Source organism: Microbulbifer regidiadema (SeqCode) (genome assembly GCF_052466995.1).
Genome location: NZ_CP174297.1, coordinates 4,145,322 through 4,169,102 on the forward strand (window position 1 = coordinate 4,145,322; position 23,781 = coordinate 4,169,102).

The window sequence follows — 23,781 nt, forward strand, 5'->3', positions numbered from 1 at the left end:
CCGGGGTTTGGAGATAGGTGAAGCTATCGGCAAAAGTGGGAGGCAATGTGCACAAGGCCTGTTAAGGCGCTGAATTCCTTTTGTTGTGTTTTAGCGGGTGTTGTGAGCGGGGTGGGGAGGCAGTATTTCGAGATTGATACCATACACCCGCCGCTATGTGGGTGGTGTATGGTGCCCCCCCTCGCCCAATTTGCGATAAGTTAGAAATCAAAAGTGGTTGAGCATTGGTTGACAATCGTTTGGTCATCCAGCTGGCCGGCAAAGCGCGGACCAAATACAAATGGGAAGGCCGAGGTCAATTTCCCGCTACTGTTCTGGATGGCAGTCAGGTGGTAGTGATAGCCTCTTTCATTATCGGTGTGCCCATTGAACTGATCTAGGTACTCGCCACCTTGTGCGCTCAGGGTCTCATCCCAGTAGTAATCCTCGTAGAAAAAGCCTGTCGTAGTCTCAAACTCGTTGCCAGATCCAGAGGTGTAAGTATCGCTGGTTGTGGGGCCGATATTGCTGGCAGGGGTAACACCGAGACCGACATTGTATTCATCGATCAGCAGACAGGTGCGCTGGCCGGCAATACCGCAGCCGGTATTGGAGAGGGGGTCGTCGTAGTTGCGGGTGACCCAGCTGCTTTTGGCCAGGACACCATCGGCTTCCCAGGGGCCGTAAATAGCGTAGCCATCGGCCGTAAACCCGTAGATGGGGGAGTGGCTATCGCCAGTATCCCCGACTAAATCCGCCAGGCAACTGCTGTAAGAGTGGTGGTGATACTCTCCGTTCGCGGCATGTCCACTGCAAATATCGACATCGTAGGTTTCGGCCAGAGGTGCCAGGGTGTGCCAGATGTTATCGACGGATATCCCGTCGCTCCACTGGTAAATAGCGGCGCCGTTAACCCAATAGCCCTGTGCTCCCAGTCCGCTCTCACAGGCCTCGGTCGCAGGTTCGGGCTCTGTGGGAAAATAACCTTCGTGGGCGGCGTCTTCCGCGCAGGTGACGGGCCCGGGGGGCCAGTAGCCAAAGCCCGCACCGACTTGGCAGCTGATTGGGTTGCTGTTATAGCCGATATCCTGGCCAAAACTTACGATATCGCCAATTTGCACACTGGGCCTGCCGGAGATGAAATCGCTGTTCACATTGGGTCGGCTGATCAGCTCGTCGTAAAGGGAGGCGGTAATTTCAGTCTCATAATTGGGGACGCCGGTGGCGGTAACCCGGGTGTATACCTTGCCGTCGACAGTGGCTGTTTCGACACTTTGTACGTTGACCAGGACCCGCTGATTACTATTGTTTTCGTAGATATAGAGGGAGCGTTCACCATCGGTGTTCAGTAACCAGGGGCTGTAATCATCGTCGTCGTCGTCGTCGTCGTCGTCGTCATCGTCATCGTCGCCGACGTTGTCATCAAAAAAAACGGGGCCTGAATCGTCGTTGTCGTCGTCGTTGATACAGCCGGTTAAAGGGCCGCACAGCAGAAGTATTGTCAGCGCACTTAGCAATTGGGCGCGGGTTTGCAGGGGATCAATCTTGTGGGACTTCATCGAATTACCATCCATATTTCTCGGTAATAGAGAAGGCTGGGCTGGGCTGCCTGGGGGAATGTCTGCCGGGGTTTGGCGACTGTTTAAATTATGGGCGGGGATGGGTGGAGCGGTTAAGGGATTGAACGCCTTTTTATTGCGCTCTGGATAGTGCGGCGGATATGGGCCGAGCCTAAAATGGCTCGGCCCACGGAGAGATCAGTTGGTTGAGAGTTTGGGGCTGGCAGCGGCCTCTGCGATGCGCTGATGGGTATCGCGGCGCAGCCACCACCATGAAATGGCGCCGAGAATTAAATTGGATGCGGCGGTGGCGACAAATAGACCGGTCATACCCCACAAGCTGTTGCCAATCCAGGCCAGGGGCAAATAGAGACCGAGCACGCGCAGGAAGGAAATAACAGTTGCGGGCAGCGGTTTGCCCAGCCCATTGAAGGCCGCATTGGCCGACATGACAAAGCCGTATCCGGCGTAGCTGAAGGGCACCAGGGTGAGGTAGGCAATCGCCACGGCGAGAACCTCAGGGGAGTCACTGAACAGGCTCACAATGGGCTCTGCCACAAAATAGAGCAGCACGGCCAGCCCGGCGCCAAATACCAGACAGAATCTCGCCAATACCCCCACGGTTTCCCGCAGGCGCTCGGATTTGTTGGCTCCGGCATTCTGTCCCATAAAGGGACCGACAACGGAGGAGAGCGCGTAAAATACAATCAACGCCAGGGGCTCTACCCGCAGCGCGACCCCCAGGCCGGCAACGGCATCCTCGCCGTGCACCGCAACGAGTGCAACCACCACCCCGCCCGAAATCGGAATAATTACATTGGTCAGTACTGCCGGAAGGCCGACGGCCAGGACTTTGCGCCAGGAGGCGATCAGGCCGCTCAGTTGCCACTGCGGGGCGGTCATCAGGTGTTCTTTTTTAATGATGAAATAGAATGCGGCGGCAAAACTCAAGGCGCGCACCGCAATCGTAGCGATGGCCGCGCCCTGTAGCTCCAGCCGGGGAAAACCGAATAACCCAAAAATTAAAATAGGGTCCAATATCAGGTTGAGCAGGGCGACCGCCACCATAATCCGCCCGGTGACAGCGCTGTTGCCAATGGCGCGCAAGGCGGCGAGAGCGACGGTCGGCACAATGACAAAAATGGTGCCCAGATACCAGGGGATCATATAGTCGGCGATAAGCGGCAGTATATCGGGACCGGCACCGAGCAGCTCGAACAGGGGGCCCATAGTGGCCAGGCCTATGGCGGTAATTGCCACTGCAATCAGCAGTGCCAGCAGTGAGGCATCGGTGACCAGGCGGCGCACACTCGCGATATCGCCGGCGCCGTATACCCGGGCCACGGCAGAAGAGGTGCCCGCACCCAGGCCAATGGCAAAGCTGTTAATGGCCATCACCACGGGAAAGGTAAAGCTCATCGCCGCCAGGGGCCCATCCCCCAGTTGGGAGACAAAATAGGTATCGATGATATTAAAGGACATGGCCGCGAGGATGCCCCAGACCATGGGTAGCGCCAGTCTTTGTAAATGACTGGATACGGAACCTTCCAGCAGTGAGGGGCTGCTTTTTGATAGAGACATGTAAAACTCTTGTCAGTCCAACGGGCGGGTTGGGAAATCGGGATCAGCGCCGCAGGCGTCGATTGCTCGCGCTATGAAAGCCTTGTGGGTAAGGCGGGAATTCCGGTTGATAACTCTATTCTACGACTGAGAGTCATCCAGAGCGAGACTCATGAGTACCGCGTCCTCACGCGCACCCTTGCCTGCGGGGTAATAGTTTTTGCGTATCCCGTCCTCAGAGAAACCCCACTTGTGATAGAGGGCGCGCGCGGGCCGATTGGAGACCCGCACTTCGAGTAGCAGCCGCTCAACTTCAGCGGGCAGCTCTGCGCTTACTGCCTTCAGCAGGGCCCCGGCGAGCCCCTGCCGGCGCCGCTCTGGGGATACGGCGATATCCAAAATTTCCGCTTCATCAAACAGGCGACTGACGACGCAGCAGGCAATTACCTTATCGCTATCGAGCAGCACCCAGCAGTGGTGGCCGGCGCTGAGGCTCTGTTGGTACTGGGCTTCGCTCCAGGGGTGGCTGTGGGCGCTCGCTGCCAGCTGGGCCAGGGGTGCGCAGTCGCGGGCCGTGGCGGCGCGCAACTGTAGCCCGGTGCGCTTTAACTCGCTCATTCAGCGCGGGTATCGGTTGGGTAATAGCTGCGCAGCTGTTGCCACAGGGGGCGTTTGAGTGCCGGTTCCCGCAGCAGCTGGGACAGGCTGGGCATACTTATTAAGCGGGCCCCCTGCCAGTCGACAAGCGGATTTTCCAGGGGAACCGGGCTGCAAAAGTCCTGCGCCTCACGGCCCATAAGCCAGATGGATTTTACCGGCATGCGCGTGTAAGAGGCCTCCAGCCAACTGGAGAAGGTATCGCGGGCCTGGGAGGCATCCTCTGCCGGGCCAAAACGGTTTTCGGTTAAAGGCCACTGTAAGCGCTCCTGCTGGCGCGGGCGCTGGTGCCACTGTAGGGCGCGGAGCATATTGTTGAACAGGGCCTCCAGGGGGAGGGCGGCACCGGGCTCGTGGCTGTCCACAGCCAGGAGTTCTTCGCCGATACGCCAGCAGTTCAAGACGAACGGTTTGACGCTTTGCCGGGGAGGGGCCAGCGCAACTGGGGCTGCGCTGGGCGCTTCCTGCGGCAGTTTTGTTTCGTTGGTGAGAGCGCTTATTTCATCGAGTACGCGCGGGTTGCGCTCCGGGCTCTGTAGCACCGGGGCAATTATCTGCTCTGCCGAGTGGGGCAGCGGGTTGCCGCTCAATCCACTTGCCGATAGCGCCGGCTGCGCCCCAGCGGCCTCTTCGGCGGGGGGCAGCTCGGCCTGGCGAGGACTGGGGGCGAGCGGTAATACAAATCGGGGCACATAGCTCGGCACCCCAAGTACTGATAAATATTCCGCTCGCTGAAGCTCGTTCACTTATACGCCCTGTTTTTTACTCTCACTGCTGGCGAGCAAGTTTAACGCATCCATGTAGGCTTGTGCTGAGGCAATCAGGATATCGGTATCTGCCCCCACCCCATTGACCAGGCGACCATCCTTCTCCAGGCGCACGGTCACGGACCCCTGGGAGTCTGTGCCCTGGGTGACCGCATTGACGGAATAGAGTTTTAAGTCGGCACCGCTGTTAACCAGTTGCTCAATGGCTTTAAAGGTGGCGTCTACCGGTCCGCCGCCGCTGGCTTCGGTCTGCCGGGGCTCCCCGTCGACCGTGAGGCTGACAAAGGCCTGGGGGGCCGAGCCGATCTTGGTGCGCACATCCAGGTCGCTCAGCTGGAATCGATCGATGGGGGATTCGCCACCACTGATCAGGGAGTGCAGGTCCTCGTCAAAGATTTCGTGCTTCTTGTCGGCCAGGTCTTTAAAGCGGGCAAATACCTGCTGGAATTCCTCTGCGCTGGCGAAGTCCACCCCGAGTTCATCGTAGCGGGCGCGGACGGCGGCGCGACCGGAGTGCTTGCCCAGTACCAGGCGATTTTGACCCCAGCCGACATCCTCTGCGCGCATAATTTCGTAGGTCTCGCGGTGTTTCAACACGCCGTCCTGGTGAATACCGGACTCGTGGGCAAAGGCGTTGGCGCCGACAATGGCCTTGTTGGGCTGCACCGGGAAGCCGGTAATCGACGACACCATTCTCGATGTGGGCACGATATGACGGGTATCCAGGCCGGTTTCCACTGGGTAGAGGTCCTGGCGGGTTTGTACCGCCATCGCGATTTCCTCCAGGGAGGCATTGCCGGCGCGCTCTCCCAGGCCGTTGATGGTGCACTCCACCTGGCGCACACCATTCATCACCGCCGACAGGGAGTTGGCGACAGCGAGGCCCAGGTCGTTGTGGCAGTGGGTCGAAAAGATGGCCCGGTCGGAGTTGGGTACGTTCTCGATAACCCGGCGGAACATGGCTCCATACTCATCCGGCTCCCCGTAGCCAACCGTGTCGGGAATATTGATAGTGCCGGCCCCTGCCGCGATAACCGCTTCGATAATGCGGTACATAAACTCCGGCTCGGAGCGGCTGCCATCTTCGAGGGAGAACTCCACATCGTCGGTAAAGTTGCGCGCTGTTTGCACCGCTTTCACGGCCTGCTGCAATACAGCCTCCGGCTCCATTTGCAGCTTGTACTTCATATGGATGGGGGAGGTGGCGATAAACGTGTGGATACGGGAGGCGTTGGCGTTTTTCAGGGCTTCACCGGCGCGCACGATATCGGCATTGACCGCTCGGGCGAGGCTGCAAACCCGCGATTCGGTAACGGCTTCTGCGACGGCCTTGACCGACTCGAAGTCCCCGGGGCTGGCAATTGCGAACCCGGCCTCAATGACATCGACTCGCATCCTCTCGAGCATGCGGGCAATACGAATCTTTTCCTCTCTCGTCATAGAGGCGCCGGGGCTCTGCTCGCCATCGCGCAGAGTCGTATCAAAAATGACTAATTTATCTTTTTTAGTGCTCATTTTCGTTTGTTCTCCTTATTTGCTTTGAGGCTAAACAGGGGGACTTGCCGCTGTCTACGCACCGCTCAAATAAAGTTTGGAATTCTGTTGGGGGTGGGGGGAGAAAAATTATATGCCGCGCAAGGGCAGTCGTAGCGAGAAAGCTAGGGAGAGAAAAGACTGGCGCTGGGTGATCAATGGAGTCTTCATATACAACGATTTCCGCATTGGGTCGGATTCAGGGCATTATGAAATGGAAATAATCTTCAGGTCAATACGCATCCTAATTTTGTCGTTTTATTTTATTTATTTGTTATAAGTTGTTCCCTGCTTTGCTTTTTTGTGGGTTTTTATCCTCAATTTATTAAGTTGCCCCACTGGATCTACCAGTGGGGCCCGATCTGCGGGGCTTTTTGAGGCCCTTTAAGGGGCGCTGTCGGTCAATTTATGCAGAAATTGCCACAGGTCGCCACGCAGCTGCTCTACTTCGCTGCGGCTGATACGGCTGTTGTCTAACTGCGATGTCACCCACGCCCTGGCCCTCGGCTTGAGGGCTAGGCCTGCCTCGGTGGCGGTGATCAGGGTGATGCGCTCGTCCAAACTGCTGCGACGGCGTTGCACCAGAGCGTTTTGCTCCATGCGCTTGAGCAGTGGGGTCAGGGTGCCGGAATCCAGCATCAGCCTCTGTCCCAGTGCGCTGACACTGTGCGCTTCCTCTGCGGGGGCTTTGGCGCTGGCCCACTCCCACAGCACCATTAAAACCAGATACTGCGGATAGGTAATGCCCAGGTCCTTCAGCATGGGTTGGTAGGCGCGGGTCATGGCCCGCGATGCGGCATAGAGGGCAAAACACAGCTGTCGGTTCAGGGCTAACTCATCGGCATCACCGTCACAGACAACCATCAGAGCAGCTGCTCGATCTCGGCTTCCAGGGATGCCGGTGTGTCCTTTGGCGCGTAGCGTTTTATATTGTCGCCATTCTTGCCGATCAGGAATTTGGTGAAATTCCACTTGATCCCCTCGGTGCCCAACAGGCCCGGTGCGCGCTTCTTGAGTTCGACAAACAGGGGGTGGGCTTGATCGCCATTGACATCCAGTTTGGCGTAGACGGGAAAGCTGACGCCGAAATTCAGTTCACAAAACGTCTGAATCTCTTCATCGCTGCCGGGCTCCTGTTTGCCAAATTGGTTGCAGGGAAAGCCCAGGACGGCGAATCCGCGATCTTTGTATTTCTTATACAGCTCTTCCAGGCCGGCGTATTGCTTGGTGAAACCACATTTACTGGCGGTGTTGACGACAAGTACCACCTTGTCTTTGTACTCGGCGAGGGAGCTGGTCTGTCCATCGGCAGTTTGTACCGGGATGCTGTAGAGATCGGTCATTGAGAGGTCCTCACAGGTTTGTATTGTGTACAATTTAATTGTGCGCAATGCACTTTGCAATAACTTTATTAAGGGTTAGGGAGCCTCTGAATAACTCCGTGATACCTCTGGCATGCAGAGCGGTTCACAATCAAGGCGCGGCTTTGCAGGAATGTCTAGACCTTTCAAGAAGTCGCAACGCGGAGTGTGAATCGCTCTGCAAGCCCCGAAGGGCGGGCCTTGAAGGCCACAGCTGCTGCGTTGCAGCCCTTGCAAAGGGCGATGGCCATTCGCGGCGAGCTGCGCCTAACATCTGTAGCCTTCAAGACCCGCAGAGGCATTACGGAGTTATTCAGAGGCTCCTTAGTTCTTTTGCAGGTCTTATTGTGAGAATAATTATCAATTATATTATGTACCAATTGATAAAAACCTTTTGCACGAATCAGTAAAGGACTCTTCATGCGCTCCACCTTACATTTGGCCCGCCTGCTATTGGCGATATTGGCCATCACGGTACTATCCGTCCAAGCCCAGCCCTCAGGTCTATCGGAGCAGGAATTGCGCCAATTGATGCAGATGGCGGAGTATATCGGCGTAGATTACCCGGAAGCGGTGGCGGATGGGGAGGTCATCAGTGAGGATGAGTTCGCGGAGATGCAAGAGTTCGCCGAGGTGCTGATCGATCGCGGCGCCCAGCTGCCGGACTCCCCCGCCGCACAGGTGATCCGCGCCGAAGCGGATGCCTTGCAGGCTGCGATTCTGCGCAAGGCCAGTGTTGCCGAGGTACAGGCACACACGGCCAAATTGCGCCAGGGGCTGCTGTCGATTGCCCCCGCACTGTCCCTACCCACAGCGCTGCTGAGCCTAGACGAGAGCCGCGCTATCTACCAGGCGCAGTGTGTGACCTGTCACGGGATTGAAGGTAAAGGCGATGGACCACTGGCAGCCCAGCTGGAGCCGGCGCCGACCAACTTCCACGAGTTGGAGCGCGCTGAGAACCGCTCCCTGCTGGGCCTTTACGATGCGATCAGCAACGGTATCGATGGCACGGCAATGACCGCGTTCAAAAATCTGAACGAGCAGCAGCGTTGGTCCCTGGCATTTTATGTGGGCGGCCTGGCCTTCCAGGGGGAAGAGAGCAAGGGCGAAGGCGCTAAGCCGAGCTTGCAGGATATCGTGATGTACAGCCCCAATGTACTGCAACAGGATCGTCCAGAGCTGTCTGCGGCGGCGATTGCCTCTCTGCGCGCGGACCCGAGTCCCCTCTTCCGCAGTGCTCAGGATCTGGGAGTCCAGCCGATTGAGACGGCGCGGGCGCAACTGAAGAAATCGCTACAGGCCTATCAGGAGGGCAACTACGATCAGTCTCGCACTCTGGCTATCAGTGCCTACCTGGACGGCTTTGAGTTGGCAGAGAGCTCCCTGGACTCTCTCGATGCGGATCTGCGTAAAGCCACTGAGCGAGAGCTCCTGGGCCTGCGCAGCCAGTTGAATGCGGAGAGTGATCCCGAGCAAGTCAAGGTTCAGGTACAGAGAATTCTCGAGCAGTTGGATCGCGCAGAATTGTTGATGCAGGAGACGAGTCTCTCTGCGGGTGCTCTGTTCCTCGCCAGCCTGGTGATCCTCCTGCGCGAGGGGCTTGAGGCGCTGTTGGTTGTTATTGCCCTGACCACTATTCTGGTTAAGACCGGTCGCCGCGACGCTCTGAAGTTTGTTCATTTCGGTTGGATAAGCGCCGCAGTTGCCGGTGTTGTGACTTGGGTTGTCGCGCAGAGCCTGATTTCCATTAGTGGCGCCAGCCGTGAAGTTATGGAAGGCGTCGCAGCGCTGCTCGCTGCGGTAGTATTGTTCTATGTCGGCTTCTGGATGCACAGCAAGACCCAGGCCGATCAGTGGCAGCAATATATCCATAACAGCGTCAACCGCAGCCTCAGCAGCGGTGCCCTGTGGGGTATTGCCGGCTTGGCCTTTATCGCCGTGTACCGGGAGATCTTTGAAACGATCCTGTTCTATCAAGCGCTGTTAGTGCAGACCGCTCCCAGTGAGTACGGCGCCCTATGGGGTGGCCTCGCCGCCGGTGCAGTGTTGTTAGTCGCCCTGGGAACTGCTTTTGTGCGCTTCTCCGCGCGCCTGCCTATTGGCAAGTTCTTCGCGATGACCACTTACTTGCTGCTGGCGCTGTCCATCATTCTTGCCGGTAAGGCCGTTGCCGCACTACAGGAAGCGGCTTGGGTTGCCATTTCCCCGCTGCCGGTCAACCTCAGCTTCGATCTGCTGGGTATTTACCCGACCTGGCAGGGTGTTGGCGTTCAGGGTGCGGTACTGGCTGTCGCTCTGTGGCTGCTGCTGAAGGGCCGCAGCTCGGGCTCAACCCCGATAAAATCGGCTTAATTAGCCTCGGGTACCCACAATCTGTGGGTACCCTTTTTCAATTATCTGCCCCTTCTGTTTTACGCCCACTCAATTAAGCGCTCTTCAGCTGATCGAATAATCGCTCTGGAGATATTTCTGCAAGCGCTATTGGAGCGCCAACCTGCACTATTGTTTTTAGATTTCGCCCACGGCTTAGCGCAGCCTTGATCGATACTGGCTCCGCAAGCTCTTCTCGCAAAATAGACAGAAGCTGCCGATTGGCCTCGGCCATTACAAATGGCAATGTGCTTTTCTTTAGCGGGCTGTATCTGGCGTTACCCCACTAATAATCAGTGGCGTTAACGGTTTAGAGTAACCGACAGCTAGGAGTGCACAACCTTCAGAAGGGGGAATCGCTCAATGCCTTTGCAATAGGGCATGGGGGTTGTTTTTTTGGGGGGATAGCCTGTGGCGAGTGCAAAACATTCTGGCTCAGTAATAGGTGCCTACCAGTGAAGTAGGCACCTATCTTTGTCTACTGAGAAAAAGGTTGCTAGCGCCTCTCCCCGCGCAAGCCCAGTACCTGGCGATATAGGGCTTCTGCTTTGGCGCTCGCGGCCTCGACAGGTCTGCCGGCAACGACACTGACCCGCGACCAAAAACGCCTGGGCAATGTAGTAAAGGCGTGGCCGTCTTTATGGCTGAAAAAACTTCCCCAGAGGCCCTGGAGGGCCATGGGAATAACCGGGACCGGAGTTTTCTCCAGGATTTTTTCTATGCCCGCCTTAAAGGGTTGCAGCTCTCCATCTTGGGTCAATTGGCCCTCGGGAAATATACAGAGAAGGTCGCCGGCTGCCAGTCCCTCTTCGATAGTTTTAAAAGCCTGCTCATAGCCCTCCGGGTCTTTGTGTTTTGAGCAGATGGGAATTGCCCGGCCGGTTTTAAAAACAAAGTGCAGAATTGGAATTTCGTAGATGGGCTTGTACATAATAAAGCGGATAGGGCGGCGCACAGCCCCGGCGAGTAGCAGCGCATCGACATAACTGACGTGGTTACATGCGATTAGGGCGGGCCCCTCTGTGGGAATCTGTTCCAGCCCCTGGTGCTTGACCCGGTACAGGGTGTGGGAAAGGGCCCAGATTAAAAAACGCATGGCGAATTCGGGTACTTTTGTAAATACAAAAACGGCCACCGCTGCATTCATCAGGGCAATAACAAGAAAGAACTGCGGTATGGTAGCGCCCAGTATATTCAGGAATAGAATTCCAAGCAGGGCGGAAATCACCATAAACAGGGCGTTTAAGATATTGTTGACAGAAATGATTTGTGCGCGAATTGTCGGATCGGAGCGGTCCTGAATCATACTGTAGAGGGGCACAATATAGAGGCCGCCAAAGACACCGAGCAATACTAAGCTACTCAGGAAAGTATAGGTCCCCTCGGTATTTAAGAAGACGATAAAACTCGCTTCGTGGAGCATAGGCAGATTGCCAGCGCTGATGCCGAGGGTCAGGCCGCTAATGGTTAAACCCGCAGCGCCAACCGGCACCAGTCCCAACTCAATAACCCCACCCGACAGGCGCTCACAGATCAGCGAGCCAAGGGCAATTCCAATCGTAAATGTGCAAAGTAGCAGGGTAATTACCGATTCACTGCCGCCTATGACATTGACGGTGAAACTGGGAATCTGGGTTAAATAGGCGGAGCCCATCAGCCAAAACCAGGAGATACCAATAATGGAGTAGAAAATAGAGGGCGTTGCCGAACTGGCGCGAAGGACTTTTCTAGTTTGGGTAATGGGGTTGGGGTTGATTTTTAAATTGGGGTCTGGGGCCGGTGCTGAGGGAATCGCGCGGCTGGCAATGTAGCCGAGAGTTGCCAGCAGCATAATGGCTAAACTCAAATAAAATATTCCCTGGCTGCTCTGGTTGGTGAGGCCAGCGAGAAGATTACCGGCAATGGTGCCGGTCAAAATAGCGACAAATGTCCCCATTTCTACCAGCGCATTACCGCCAACCAGCTCATTGCGTTTTAAGTGTTGGGGGAGGATTGCGTATTTTACCGGACCAAAAAAAGCAGACTGGACACCGAGGAGAAAGAGTATCGCCAGACAGAGGGCGGTACTGCCACTGTAGAGCGCGACGACCGCCAGGCAGCCCACTCCAATTTCCCCCAATTTTATCCAGCGTATCAGCCGTGCCTTATCGTATTTGTCTGCGATTTGGCCGGCAGATGCGGAAAATAGAAAAAAGGGCAGAATAAATAGGCCGGCGGCTAGGTTGATTAAGGCGTTTGCCTCGCTTTCCGCCAGGCGAAAGGCAATCATCACCGCGAGGGCATTTTTATACACATTGTCGTTCAGAGCGCCTAGGTATTGGGTGCAGAAGAAGGGTAAAAAACGGCGACTGGCGAGAAGATGAAACTGAGACTGGTTAGCCATTGGCAACTCTCTTCTTATGTAAGAGAGCCAATGGTAAGCCATAGTGGGTATTCGAGGTATCCCCAGTTGTGGCTGGTACGCCTGTGCGGCGGGCGGGGAAAGTGCGGGGGAAAGGAGAGGAGCCCCTGGCCACACTTGCGGCCAGGGGCGGTGTCTGTTTACCAGACTTTTACGCGCTCTTCTTCGGGCAGGTACATACCGTCGCCTTCCTGAATATCGAAAGCGTCGTAGAAGGCATCAATATTCGGCAGAACACCTTGTACCCGGTACTCTGCCGGTGAGTGACTGTCCACTTTTAGGCGGCTGCTGAGGGTTTTGTCGCGTATTTTACTGCGCCATACTTGCGCCCAGCCCATAAATACCCGCTGATCGCCGCTAAAGCCATCAATGACTGGTGCCTCGGTACCATTAAGGGACATTTTGTAAGCCTTGTAGGCAATACCGAGGCCAGATAGGTCGCCGATATTTTCGCCGAGGGTAAGTTCGCCATTGATATGCTCGTCTTCGAGTGGCTCGTAGGCGTTGTACTGGGAGACCAGTTTACTGGTCAGCTGCTCAAAATTGTTACGGTCGGAGTCTGTCCACCAATTGTTGAGGTAGCCGCGGCCATCAAACTTGCTGCCCTTGTCGTCGAATCCGTGGCCGATTTCGTGGCCGATCACTCCGCCGATACCACCGTAGTTAACCGCGTCGTCCGCCTTCATATTGAAGAATGGCGGTTGCAAAATAGCGGCGGGGAACACGATTTCGTTCATGGCCGGGTTGTAGTAGGCATTTACCGTTTGTGGGCTCATCCCCCACTCGCCGCGATCAATGGGCTTGCCCAGTTTATTGCGATCGTAGGAGGCCTCAAACAAATGGGCTGCCAGTACGTTGCCGACCAGATCATCGGCTCTTACGCTCAGTTCGCTGTAGTCGCGCCACTTGTCTGGGTAGCCGATTTTGGTGGAGAAGTTGTTGAGCTTAAACAGCGCTTGTTTTTTGGTTTCCTCTCCCATCCACTCGAGGGACTCGATAGAGTCGCGGTAAGCGGCCTTGAGATTGTCGACCAATACGACCATGCGCTCTTTAGCTTCCGGTGGGAAGTGCTTTTCGACGTAGCGCTTGCCGACCAGCTCACCGACAGAACCGTTGACGAACTCCACACCGCGCTTCCAGCGGGGTTCCATTTGTTCGATGCCATTAATGGTGGTGCCGTAGAAGTCGAAACGCAGTTGTGCGATTTCGTCATGCATATAGGGCGCCATCGCGTTGAGCACTTTGATTTTCAGGTAGCGCTTCCAGGTTGCCAGTTCAGTATTGGCAATAATTCCGTTGGCGGCCTCCAGGTACTCAGGCTGGCCGACAATAAAGCTGTCCGCCTTTTTCAGTTGGGCTTTGGCCAGGTAGCTGTCCCAGTCTACAGCGGGCATCAGCTCTTTTAGTTCCGCAACAGTTTTCTTGTTGTAGTACTTTTCTGGGTCCCGGTTATCGACACGGCTGCGATGATGTTTGGCCAGGCTTTTTTCGAGCTTGAAAATTTTGTTGGCAAAGTCGTCAGCCCCTTTGAGTCCCGCCAGGTTTTGCAGGTCGGTCAGATAGGTAATATAGGCTGTGCGAAGTTTTTGGCTCTTTTCCGTGTCCTCGAAGTAGTAATCGCGGTCGGGGAGCCCCAGTCCTGCTTGCCACAGGAAGGTCATATAATTTTCTACCTGCTTGAGATCCTGCCAGATGCTTCCGCCAAATGGCACATCGTAGCCGGCAATATCCGCGTAGGCGAAGAAATCGGTCAGATCCTTGCGGTTCTTAATGGCATCGACCTTGGCGAGTTCAGCGGAAACGGCGGAGAGGCCTTTTTTCTCGATCAGCGCCTTATTCATAAAGCTGTTGTAGAGATCGCCAATCTGTTTGGCATCGGCGCCTTTGGCCCCTTGGCTGGCCTCCATAATCAACGCTTTTACCTGCTCGGTACTTTGATCTTGCAGGATGGAGAAGCCGCCCCAGCGAGACTTGTCCGCTGGGATCTCGGTATTTTTCAGCCAGGTGCCGTTGACATAAGCAAAGAAATCATCCTGCGGGCGCACACTGGTATCCATGGCGTTCAGGTCAATCCCCGAGGAAAGCTGCACCTGCTCTGCGGAAGCTTGACTGGCGCTGGCGTGATCGTGAGCCACGGCAAGCAGGGGGGCCTGGGCTGCGGCCAGGGCAGTGGCAATAGCGAGTGGTAATAGTAACTTTTTCATCTTTGCTCTTTTGGCTGAATATCCGCAGAGCATACTAAGAGCAGGGAGCGAGTGGGGGCAAGCGGGCTGCGTTTAGCCGGGGGGGAGGTGCGTTGGGACGAGCGGAGCGAAAGCCCCGCAGAGCGGGGCCTCGGGGCCATGTGACTGGCGATTTAATCCGGCAGGCGGAAAGTGATGGGGATAGAAAAACTATAGGTATCGGCACCCAGCAGCGGGGGGATGGCCGGGTAGGGGCCCGCCCGGCGAACCGCAGCTTGGGCTTCCCGGTTGAGGCTTGAGAAGCGGGACTCCGAGATCGGCTGGATATCTTCCACTTCACCTTGAGAATTTATGGTCACATTAAGGCGTACACTGCCCTCCTGGCCCCGTGCCTGGGCTCGCTTGGGATAGCGAATATGGCGGAAGGTGTGACTGAGCAGGCCCGAGTGGTAGATCTGGCGTGTCAGGATCATATCGGCAGTCAGAGGAGCCTCTTCCTCTTCTTCCTCCATCATCTCCTCTGTATTGTCAGCGAGCGCAGGGCCATCTTCTGGGGGCAGGGTAATCAGCTCCACGTCTTCCTCAGCCTGTGCGGGGAGCGGCGCCTCGACTTCAGGGCTCTGCTCAGAATCCCCCGGGATAGCATCAACTCCAGCCCCTGCGGCTACTGCGGGAGCGGTTGCGGCAAGGGCCAGGGTGGGAGGGGGCAGGTCGGCAATTTCAATAGCCGGTGCCGATGTCGCTGTTTCCGCCGGTGCCTCCTCTGCGGCAATAGCTTGCTCCTGGCTTATTCTCTTGAGCTGTAGTGCGGCAATACGCTCACTGGTTGGGGCCAGGGATTCAAATGTAGTCACCAGGCTACCGGAGACCTGACCGGCGGAGAGGAGTCCGTCTTTGAAGTCAGTGGAGGGGGGAATTGAGCCAATCCAGGCGCGCAGCAAAGTGTTGAAAAAGTCGGGATCGGCAATCTCTCCCAGTTGAATACTGTTGAGCGAGATAGTTGTCGCGCCGGTGCCTGCGGCGAACTCAATACTCAACTGATCGCCGTGGGCAAAGCGGCCTTTAAACAGGTTGGCAAAAGTCACCATGTTTTCGGCCTGGCTGCTCAGCGTATCGCCGGAGTTGTTAATCGCAATGGCTTCCATCCACTGATTGCGGAACCGTCGCGCGGGGAGGCTTTTGGTAATAACACGAACTTCCAAGCGCCGAGGAATGTCGTTATCGAGTAGTGTCGCGGCGTCTCGGCTCAGGCTCTCCGAGTAGATCGCCGCAATATAAATATCTTTATTAAATTGTTGTTCTAGAGCAAGACCGTTTAAAAGTGGTGCCGCTTTTGCAGTGAGAGCAAATGTAAACACCCAAAAAGAGAGGGCTATTTTTATCAATTTCATTGTTCTACGGTGTCTGAGTAGCGGGAGCAAAATGCTCCGCTAGGTAAGAGTTCCGGGGCCCCGACCCCAATGCACACCAGTCAGGTTCAAAAGTGCGCGCCCAAAGCTCGCGGGAGTCCAAAGTTCTACCCGCTATGGCTAACTCTACTGTAACTGGCACTGAGTTCAAGCCTGATAGGGGCAGGCTGTCCTCATTCGCCCAAGAAAAAGAGCCGGTAAAGAAACGATTGTCACACTTAGAAACAGGTGTGATGGGGCGATATCGTTTAGAATGGCGATTTGCGAAGTGGCTTAAGCCATGCTTTGCCAAAAAATGGAATAGTTTTCACTAAATTTGAATTGTGCATGGAAATTAAACCCCTTAGCGAGTATCCACGAGATGCTGTGGATCGCCTTCTCAATGTCATCCATCTATTTCGAGATATTCGAGCCTCCAGTGAATGGCAGTACGATGTTTTACTCAAGCGCTCCCGCTTGGTCAGTCTTCAACCGGGAGAACAGCTGCTGCGTGCAGGTGATGTGGATCAATGGGTCTATTTCCTGCTGCGCGGTGAGTTACATGTGAAAGTGGACGGTTTGGCTTCAGAAGATATGCTGGGGAGTGCGCGCCCCCTGGCTGTAATACGTCCGGGTGAGTTATTTGGTGATTTGTCGATGCTGTTGGCGGAGCCGCGCAGTGCCGATGTTTTTGCCGCGTACAGCAGCCAGGATACCCAGGTGCTGGGTGTTGATTGTACGCTGTTTGGTGATCTCGAGGATCTGTCGCTGTTACAGCTGCCGGCAAAACTGGTCTTCTACCGCAATATGGTGCACTCATTGCGCTGGAAGCTCGAAGTCTATCGCTCCAAGTATCCGGGACACCAGTTGGCAAATAGCCACCGTAAATTGAAACTCTACACCGGCCCGAAAAACTGCCGGGAGGAGCTGCTGGCACTGGCGGAGCAGGCAAAGGCTCTGGCTCAAATACTTCTCGATTGGAACGCAGAATTTGGTTCTGGAGAACTGGTTGACGATGAGTCCGATATGTTGGGATTTCTAGAGTCGATGTTGTCGTAACGATTTCCTGCAAATAGTAAAGGGGCGAGAGGGGTTTTCTCGCTCCAGGCTGCCCTCTCTCCTCCTTCTTATTTATTCTTTTTTTGGTACTGAAGTGCTCGTTCCCTGTGAGTGTGTGAATTATCTGTGTGTTTCAGTCTAAATTTATAGATCACTCGTATACTTCATTTATTCGCTACTAATCGTGTGTTTATAGATGAAATTTGAATAGAGCGTGGTGGAGTATTTTTAGAAATGGATGTGCCTGTGCAAAAATTGTCCTGCGGTAAATAGTTGTCGGAGATTCCTCCAGTAGGATTGCAAAACGCTTTTTGCAATAGTGCATCACTGCCCAACAGGTTGAGTAAGTTATGAATGTATTGGCATCTATCTGGTCAAGGCGCAATTACCGAATGGCAATTATTGTTTCGGTGTCTGCTATTTTTTGGCTGTTGAGCGGGCAGTTGTTTTCCGGCGCGCAGGGCGATCAGAATAAATCGACAGTTGCATCGGCCATTGAGCCCGAGCTGCGAATCCAGGCGCAGATTATTAAATCCCAACCCTACGCGACGCAGGTACTGGTCAATGGGCGCACTGAGGCAAACCGAAGTGTACGCTTGCGCGCGGAGTTAGACGGCACTATTGCAGCGCTTCCGGTTGCAGAGGGGCAAACCGTTAAAAAAGGTGAGGTCATCTGCGAAATTGAAGCGGAGGACCGTATTGAGCAACTGGCTCTGGCCGCAGCGGCGAAGCGCAAGGCGGAGTTGGATTTTGCCGGCGCCGAGCGACTCAAGAAAAAAGGCTTGCAGTCGGATACCGCAATGGCCCAGCAGCAGGTGGAACTGGCTCGCAGCAAAGCAGAATATACCCGCGCCAAGGTTACGGTGGACAAGCTGCATATCCGCGCCCCTTTTGCTGGCGTGGTGAATAGCCGGGCGGTGGAGTTGGGAGATTTTATTCGCCGTGGAGAGGAGTGTGCGACTCTTCTCGATCTGGACCCCATCCTGGTTGTGGGCGAAGTTGCAGAGACCCAGGTGGGCAGTCTTATTGCGGGAGGGCCGGCCAGGGCGCAGTTACAGCGCGGGGTATCGGTAGAGGGGTACCTCCGTTATATCAGTCAACAAGCACAGGAAGTTACCCGAGCCTACCGGGTGGAAGTTGCGGTGGATAATCCCGGCAACCAGCTTCCGGGGGGATTGAGCGGCCAGCTGGCCCTGCCTACCGGTGAGGTGACCGCTCATCTTATTAATGCCTCTCTACTCACGCTAGATGATAGCGGTGCCCTGGGGGTGCGGACGCTCGACGGTGAAAATCGGGTGGAATTTATCAATGTCTCCTTAGTGGGGGACGGCGACAAAGGTGTCTGGGTTGCGGGGCTGCCGGAGGTCGTCACCCTGATTACTGTGGGGCAGGAATATGTCGCTGCTGGGGATGTGGTCCGCGCAGAAATCTTGCAACCCACAGAAAATTTCTCCGGCGAAAATCAGCCGCAGGAAGTCGCTCCGGCACCCGCAGCGGCGGTGATCCCCGAGGGGGAACCGCGATGAGGCTACTGGAAAGCGCTATTCAAAGAAATCGCAGCACCATATGTCTGATGCTGCTGATTGTTTTGCTGGGGATCGTTGCCCGCGCAGCGATGACTATTGAATCGAGTCCCGAGGTGAATCCCCCCTTTGTGATCGTGCAGGTTACCCACGAGGGTATTTCTCCCGAGGATGGTGTGCGCCTGTTGGTTCGCCCCCTGGAGAAAGAAATTCGCGCGGTGGAGGGGGTCGTCGAAGTGATCGCCGTGGCCCGGGAATCCCTTGTTTATATCGTGGTTGAATTTGATTCTGCTATTGGTGTGGATGATGCCGTCGACGATATTCGCAATGCGGTCGATCGGGCCAGGTCGGAACTGCCCCGGGATGCCGATGAGCCCAGCGTCGAAGAGGCGTCGGCGCAACCTTTTCCCACTATCGTAGTGACTTTATCTGGCGAGCAGGTCAACGAGCGGGTTCTATTGCGCACCGCTGAATTGCTCAAGCGCAAGATAGAGGGGATTCCCGAGGTACTTAGCGCCGACCTGCACGGCAACCGGGAGGAGGTAGTCGAGGCGGTGATTGATCCGGTGCGCCTGGAGCACCATCAAATTACCAGTGCCGAGCTGATCAATGCGGTATTGGGCAATAATCTGCTTATTCCCGCAGGAGAGCTGGAGAGCAACCGAGGCCGCTTTTCAGTGAAAGTGCCAGGGTTGATTGAAACCGCTCAGGATGTCTACGATATTCCGCTCAAGAAGTCCCGCGATGGTGTTGTGACTCTGGGAGCGGTCACCGATATTCGCAGAACTTTCAAAGATGCGGTGAGCTATACCAGTATCAATGGTCGCCCGGGACTGGCGATTAACGTTGAAAAACGCAACGATGCCAGCTCTGTCGATGTCGCAGATAGGGTTCGCGAAGTGGTGCAGAGTGAACTCGCTGCGCTGCCACAGGGCGTCACCCTGGAGTTTGTTTTTGACCAGTCCGGTTTTGCCCGGGATATGGTCAGTGAAATGCAGGGAAATATCCTGACGGCAATACTGCTGGTAATGATTATTATCGTTGCCGCCCTCGGTTTCCGCTCGGGTATCCTGGTGGGGCTGGGAGTACCCTTTTCTTTGCTGTTTGGCACCATCATCACCTGGCACCTGGGTTATTCCTTTAACTTTATGGTGATGTTCGGGATGTTGCTGGCCCTCGGTATGTTAATTGATGGCTCCATTGTGATTACCGAGTTTGCGGATCGGAAAATGGCCGAGGGGCTATCTGCCAGGGAGGCTTATATTGCATCGGTCAGCCGTATGTTCTGGCCGGTAGTTGCCTCAACCGCGACCACCCTTGCCGCATTTTTGCCGATTATGTTATGGCCCGGGGTTACCGGAGATTTTATGCGCTACCTGCCCGTTACCGTATTCGCGGTATTGGCCGGGTCACTCCTGTACGCGCTGTTTTTTGCCCCGGTACTGGGGTCACTGTTTGGCAAGAGTGCCATGGATGCCTCTACGCGCAATTATCTGAGCCAGCTGGAGAGCGGCTTGCCTCGCTCCCTACCCGGAATTACCGGCGGCTATGCCCGACTTATTGAGAAGGTTTTGCGGCGCCCTCTGAGTGGATTCTTTGCCACTATCGCCATACTGGTTGCGATTTTTATCGGTTTTATTAATTTTGGCGCAGGGGTCGAGTTTTTTACCGATACCGAAGAGCAGTACGGCAATGTAGAAATTAGGGCCCAGGGCAATCTGTCTATGGCGGAGAAAAAAGCTCTGGTGGCGCAGGTGGAAAGAGCTGTACTGAGTGTGCCCGAAGTTAGGATAGCGCATACCACCATTGGCTCCGGGGGAATTAGCGGGAACTCTGACCGCTCTCCGGACCAGATTGCCAATATGCTAGTCGAGCTTTACCCGGCGGAGGAGCGCGAACGGCGGAGTCGAGATATTTTTATCGATATTCGCACGCGCACCGCAGACTTTGCTGGTATTAAAGTAACGGCCAACGTTATGGAAGGTGGGCCGCCAGTCGGTAAAGATATTGTATTGGAGTTGCGCAGCCAGAATTACGAGCAGCTACTGCTGGAGACCTGGCGATTGCACCGCGCAATGGAGCAGATCGGCGGCTTGCGCGATATTGTCAATACGGCTCCACTGCCCGGCATTGAGTGGGAGGTAAAAGTCGACCGTGCCAAGGCGGCGCTTTACGGAGCCGATCTCACTGAAGTGGGGCGGGCGGTGCAGTTGGTTACCAACGGTGTTCGCGTCGCAGAGTATCGGCCCGATGATACCGATGAAGAGGTCGATATCCGTATCAGGTACCCCCAAAGTGCCCGGGGGATTGCGGCGCTTGATCAGCTAAAGGTGAATACCACTCAGGGCACGGTTCCCATTAGTAGTTTTGTGCAGACAGAAGCCATGCCTAAGGTGGATAAAATTGAGCGAATCGATGGCATTACCCGCATGCAAATTAAGGCTGATGCACAGGAGGGTGTGCTGGCGGATGATAAAGTGCAAGAAATAAGGACATGGCTACAGAGCAACCCGGTAGATAAGCGGATTGAGCTATTGTTCCGTGGAGCCGATGAAGAGCAGAGTGAGTCTTTTCAATTCCTTGGTATAGCCTTTATTTTGGCCCTGTTTTTAATGTTCATTTTGCTGGTGACCCAGTTCAACAGCTTTTACCAATCCCTGCTAGTGCTCTCCTCGGTGATTATGTCCACTTTGGGTGTGATGCTGGGCCTGCTTATCACACAGAGCACTTTTAGTGTGATTATGACCGGAGTAGGTATTGTGGCGTTGGCCGGGATTGTGGTGAATAACAATATCGTGCTGATAGATACTTACAATTTCGTGCGCAAGAGTGAGCCGGGTCTCACATCGGCTGAGGCCGCAGTCAAGGCATCGACACAGAGGTTGCGACCGGTCTTTTTGACAACTGCGACAACAATCCTCGGGTTGTTACCCCTGGCGCTGGGAGTCAGTGTTGATATGGTGGGGCGCAATATCGTTGTCGATGGGGTAATTGCCTCTTTTTGGGTGAAGCTTGCCAGTGCAATTGTCTACGGACTTACCTTTTCCACCTTGCTGACTTTGCTGGTCACTCCGATTATGTTGGTGTTGCCGGGTCGCTATAGGAGGGGAGGTCGCCAACAGGCTGCTGAGCTTGCCGGGAATTGATCAGAGACTTTCTGAGTCTCAATGAGTGAGTACAAATTTCGGGGGCTTAGGCCCCCGTTTTTATCGCGGGGAATTATGGATAAGGGCAAGTGGCCGGCGGAGGTTTTACAGCGCAGTGAGCAGCTGCAAGCGCAGCTTGCTGCACCTTTTCGGGATTTATTACACGAGCATCAATTGCCGGAGGATTTCTTGCCGGTGCTCACTCAAGTTTTTCTGCCTCTGGCCATCTGGACGCTTAATCGCCATCAGCACAATAGGCCGCTGGTGATCGGAATAAGTGGCGGGCAGGGCACAGGCAAGTCTACGCTGGCGGATGTGTGGCAGCGTGTCTATCGGGAGATCGGTTATCGCTGCTGTACTTTGTCTTTGGATGATATCTACTTAACCCAGCAGCAGCGCCGAGCCCTGGCGACAAAAGTGCACCCTTTGCTCAAAACCCGGGGGGTGCCGGGTACCCACGATACCGCCCTGGGGATTAATACCCTGAAGGCCCTGTGCTCCGCCGATAAAGACTCGACGGTTTCCTTGCCCCGATTTGATAAGGGCAGCGATGACCGTATACCCGCGCATTTGTGGCCCGTTGTCAGTGGACGGGTGGATATTGTTTTATTCGAGGGCTGGTGCCTCGGTGCCAGACCCTCCCTTGAACCCAAAGGGCCGCTCAATGAGCTGGAAGACAAGAGGGATGCTTGTGGCAAATGGCGGAATTATGTAAATCAACAGCTGGAGGGCCCTTATCGGGATCTTTTTTCGCTGATTGATATATGGATTATGCTCAAAGCACCCAGTATGGCGTGTATTGTTCGCTGGCGTCAGTTACAGGAGCACAAGCTCAGGGCCCGATCGGGCAGGGGGATGACGGGTCGGCAAATTGCACAGTTTGTACAGCATTACGAAAGGCTGACGCGGAACTTATTGGAAGATATGCCGAATTGGGCGGACTGTGTTATAGCGTTGGGGGAAGATCACAAGGTGAGGGGCGTTCAGCTGGGTGCAGATAGCTCCCGGCGGGTTTAAACCCTGGCTTGGCCAGGGTTTAAACGGGCTGAATAAATCAGCCTCGAGTAAGCGCTGGCTTATTTAGCCTTGGGCGGACGACCGCGACCACGCTTTACAGGAGCAGCGTCAGTTGTTGCTGCGGCTGCGGATTCTGCTTTTTTGGGGCGCCCTGGCTTTTTCTTAGCGGCTTCCGCTTTTGCTGGGCGACCGGGCTTCTTTTGTGCGGTTTCTGCCTTTGGTGGGCGGCCGCGACCGCGTTTTACAGGAGCAGCTTCAGTTGCTGCGGCGGCTGCGGTCTCTGCTTTTTTAGGACGACCGGGCTTTTTCTTAGCGGTTTCCGCTTTTGCTGGGCGGCCGGGCTTCTTTTTGGCTTCAGTGGTTTCAGTAGCTTCTTTTTTGGGGCGGCCAGGCTTTTTCTTGGCTTCTTCGGTCTTAGCGGGACGGCCGGGCTTCTTCTTGGCTTCTTCAGTCTTAGCGGGGCGACCAGGCTTTTTCTTTGCGGTGGTAGCTTTCTTCTTGCTGGCAGCGGCTTTCTTAGCTTCGGCAGCAGCTTTTTTCTTCTCGCTGGCGGCCAGTTTCTTGGCTACAGCAGCTTCTTCTTTAGCAACGATCTTAGCTACTTGAGAAGCCAGTTTGTTAGCGGCTTTGATCTCAGCCAGCTCGTTTTTGGCTGCGGTTGCAGCTGTTTTGGCTTCAGTTGCAGCAGTTTTGGCTGCGGCAGCGGCTTCACGCGCTTTTTTCAGCTGTTGCTGCTGAGCGGCAGTCTTTTTCTTCGCTCGAACAGTTGCCACTTTATCTTGAGTGGTTTTTGCTTTAGCAGCAGCTTTCTTGGCATTGTTTGCCAATTTTTCAGCGCTGGCGGTTGCGTCCTTTTCCTGTTTCAGGCGGGCGCTTTCCAGTTTAGCGGTGAGGGAGCGCAGCTCCGCTTCCAGTTGTGCAACGTCGCTGGTAGCGACTTGAGTAGCTTTTTTAGTAGCCATTTAAATATCCCTGCAAAATGAATTGTTTTAGTAAGTGGGGGCATTCCTATCAATTATTCTCAGCCATCTTTAACGGAAATAGGCGCCGTTCAAGATGCGTGTTTTCGGCAGAAAACAATTGATAGTGAGTCCCCCCAAGCTAGCGGCGCTAATTGCAGCTTATTTGTATACCTAATTGCAAGTCTTTTGAATGGTTTTTTTCTATTTAATGTAAAAAAAATGGCTTTTTTTTACATATTTTTCCATTGGGGGCCATTTGAACTGTGTTTTTGATCTTTTTGGGAACTTACAAGGGGTCTCCACTAGAGCTTCTTTA

General features: G+C 54.9%; 16 protein-coding genes. 5 read left to right on the forward strand and 11 right to left on the reverse strand.

What is annotated here, in order from left to right:
- Window positions 1–200: 200 nt before the first annotated feature.
- From ACJJIK_RS18120 to ACJJIK_RS18150, 7 genes are all read right to left on the reverse strand, one after another.
- Window positions 201–1,538 carry a YHYH protein gene (locus ACJJIK_RS18120; protein WP_444943485.1) on the reverse strand — a complete coding sequence of 446 codons (1,338 nt, stop codon included), beginning with the start codon at window positions 1,536–1,538 and terminating at the stop codon, window positions 201–203.
- Window positions 1,539–1,736: 198 nt separating this feature from the next.
- On the reverse strand, window positions 1,737–3,119 hold the full coding sequence (locus tag ACJJIK_RS18125; RefSeq protein WP_444943486.1) for an MATE family efflux transporter: 1,383 nt from the start codon (window positions 3,117–3,119) through the stop codon (window positions 1,737–1,739).
- Between the two features lie 120 nt (window positions 3,120–3,239).
- Complete coding sequence (gene rimI / locus ACJJIK_RS18130; protein WP_444943487.1) at window positions 3,240–3,716, reverse strand: ribosomal protein S18-alanine N-acetyltransferase; 477 nt, start codon at window positions 3,714–3,716, stop codon at window positions 3,240–3,242.
- Window positions 3,713–4,501 (reverse strand): hypothetical protein, encoded by a 789-nt coding sequence (locus ACJJIK_RS18135; RefSeq protein ID WP_444943488.1) that lies wholly within the window; start codon window positions 4,499–4,501, stop codon window positions 3,713–3,715. The genes rimI and ACJJIK_RS18135 overlap by 4 nt, the downstream gene beginning before the upstream one ends.
- Window positions 4,502–6,037, reverse strand: coding sequence for a 2-isopropylmalate synthase (locus ACJJIK_RS18140; RefSeq protein ID WP_444929640.1), 1,536 nt, complete (start codon window positions 6,035–6,037; stop codon window positions 4,502–4,504).
- Window positions 6,038–6,439: 402 nt separating this feature from the next.
- Window positions 6,440–6,919, reverse strand: a complete 480-nt coding sequence (locus ACJJIK_RS18145; protein WP_444929641.1) for a MarR family winged helix-turn-helix transcriptional regulator — start codon at window positions 6,917–6,919, stop codon at window positions 6,440–6,442.
- Complete coding sequence (locus ACJJIK_RS18150) at window positions 6,919–7,398, reverse strand: glutathione peroxidase (protein WP_444929642.1); 480 nt, start codon at window positions 7,396–7,398, stop codon at window positions 6,919–6,921. Before ACJJIK_RS18150 ends, ACJJIK_RS18145 begins: the two co-directional genes overlap by 1 nt.
- A gap of 438 nt (window positions 7,399–7,836) precedes the next feature.
- Here ACJJIK_RS18150 and ACJJIK_RS18155 point away from each other — a divergent pair, with 438 nt between their 5' ends.
- Window positions 7,837–9,768, forward strand: a complete 1,932-nt coding sequence (locus ACJJIK_RS18155; RefSeq protein WP_444943489.1) for a cytochrome c/FTR1 family iron permease — start codon at window positions 7,837–7,839, stop codon at window positions 9,766–9,768.
- A 514-nt stretch (window positions 9,769–10,282) separates the two neighbouring features.
- On the opposite strand, the gene ACJJIK_RS18160 is transcribed toward ACJJIK_RS18155, so the two are convergent.
- The 3 genes from ACJJIK_RS18160 to ACJJIK_RS18170 form a co-directional block, all read right to left on the reverse strand.
- Entirely contained in the window at window positions 10,283–12,169 is a 1,887-nt protein-coding gene (locus ACJJIK_RS18160; RefSeq protein WP_444929644.1) for an MFS transporter, read from the reverse strand.
- Between the two features lie 158 nt (window positions 12,170–12,327).
- A complete protein-coding gene (locus tag ACJJIK_RS18165; protein WP_444929645.1) occupies window positions 12,328–14,391 on the reverse strand; it encodes a M13 family metallopeptidase in 2,064 nt (687 codons plus the stop codon).
- A gap of 152 nt (window positions 14,392–14,543) precedes the next feature.
- Complete coding sequence (locus ACJJIK_RS18170; RefSeq protein ID WP_444929646.1) at window positions 14,544–15,761, reverse strand: TonB family protein; 1,218 nt, start codon at window positions 15,759–15,761, stop codon at window positions 14,544–14,546.
- A 345-nt stretch (window positions 15,762–16,106) separates the two neighbouring features.
- Between ACJJIK_RS18170 and ACJJIK_RS18175 the strand changes: the two genes are divergently transcribed.
- The 4 genes from ACJJIK_RS18175 (at window position 16,107) to ACJJIK_RS18190 (ending at window position 22,503) form a co-directional block, all read left to right on the forward strand.
- On the forward strand, window positions 16,107–16,817 hold the full coding sequence (locus ACJJIK_RS18175; RefSeq protein WP_444929647.1) for a cyclic nucleotide-binding domain-containing protein: 711 nt from the start codon (window positions 16,107–16,109) through the stop codon (window positions 16,815–16,817).
- 392 nt (window positions 16,818–17,209) lie between these two features.
- Entirely contained in the window at window positions 17,210–18,343 is a 1,134-nt protein-coding gene (locus ACJJIK_RS18180) for an efflux RND transporter periplasmic adaptor subunit (RefSeq protein ID WP_444929648.1), read from the forward strand.
- Window positions 18,340–21,486 carry an efflux RND transporter permease subunit gene (locus tag ACJJIK_RS18185; RefSeq protein WP_444929649.1) on the forward strand — a complete coding sequence of 1,049 codons (3,147 nt, stop codon included), beginning with the start codon at window positions 18,340–18,342 and terminating at the stop codon, window positions 21,484–21,486. The genes ACJJIK_RS18180 and ACJJIK_RS18185 overlap by 4 nt, the downstream gene beginning before the upstream one ends.
- Before the next feature lie 21 nt (window positions 21,487–21,507).
- On the forward strand, window positions 21,508–22,503 hold the full coding sequence (locus tag ACJJIK_RS18190; protein WP_444943490.1) for a phosphoribulokinase: 996 nt from the start codon (window positions 21,508–21,510) through the stop codon (window positions 22,501–22,503).
- A gap of 59 nt (window positions 22,504–22,562) precedes the next feature.
- Here ACJJIK_RS18190 and ACJJIK_RS18195 read toward each other — a convergent pair whose 3' ends face one another.
- A complete protein-coding gene (locus ACJJIK_RS18195) occupies window positions 22,563–23,465 on the reverse strand; it encodes a hypothetical protein (RefSeq protein WP_444929651.1) in 903 nt (300 codons plus the stop codon).
- Between the last annotated feature and the right edge of the window lie 316 nt (window positions 23,466–23,781).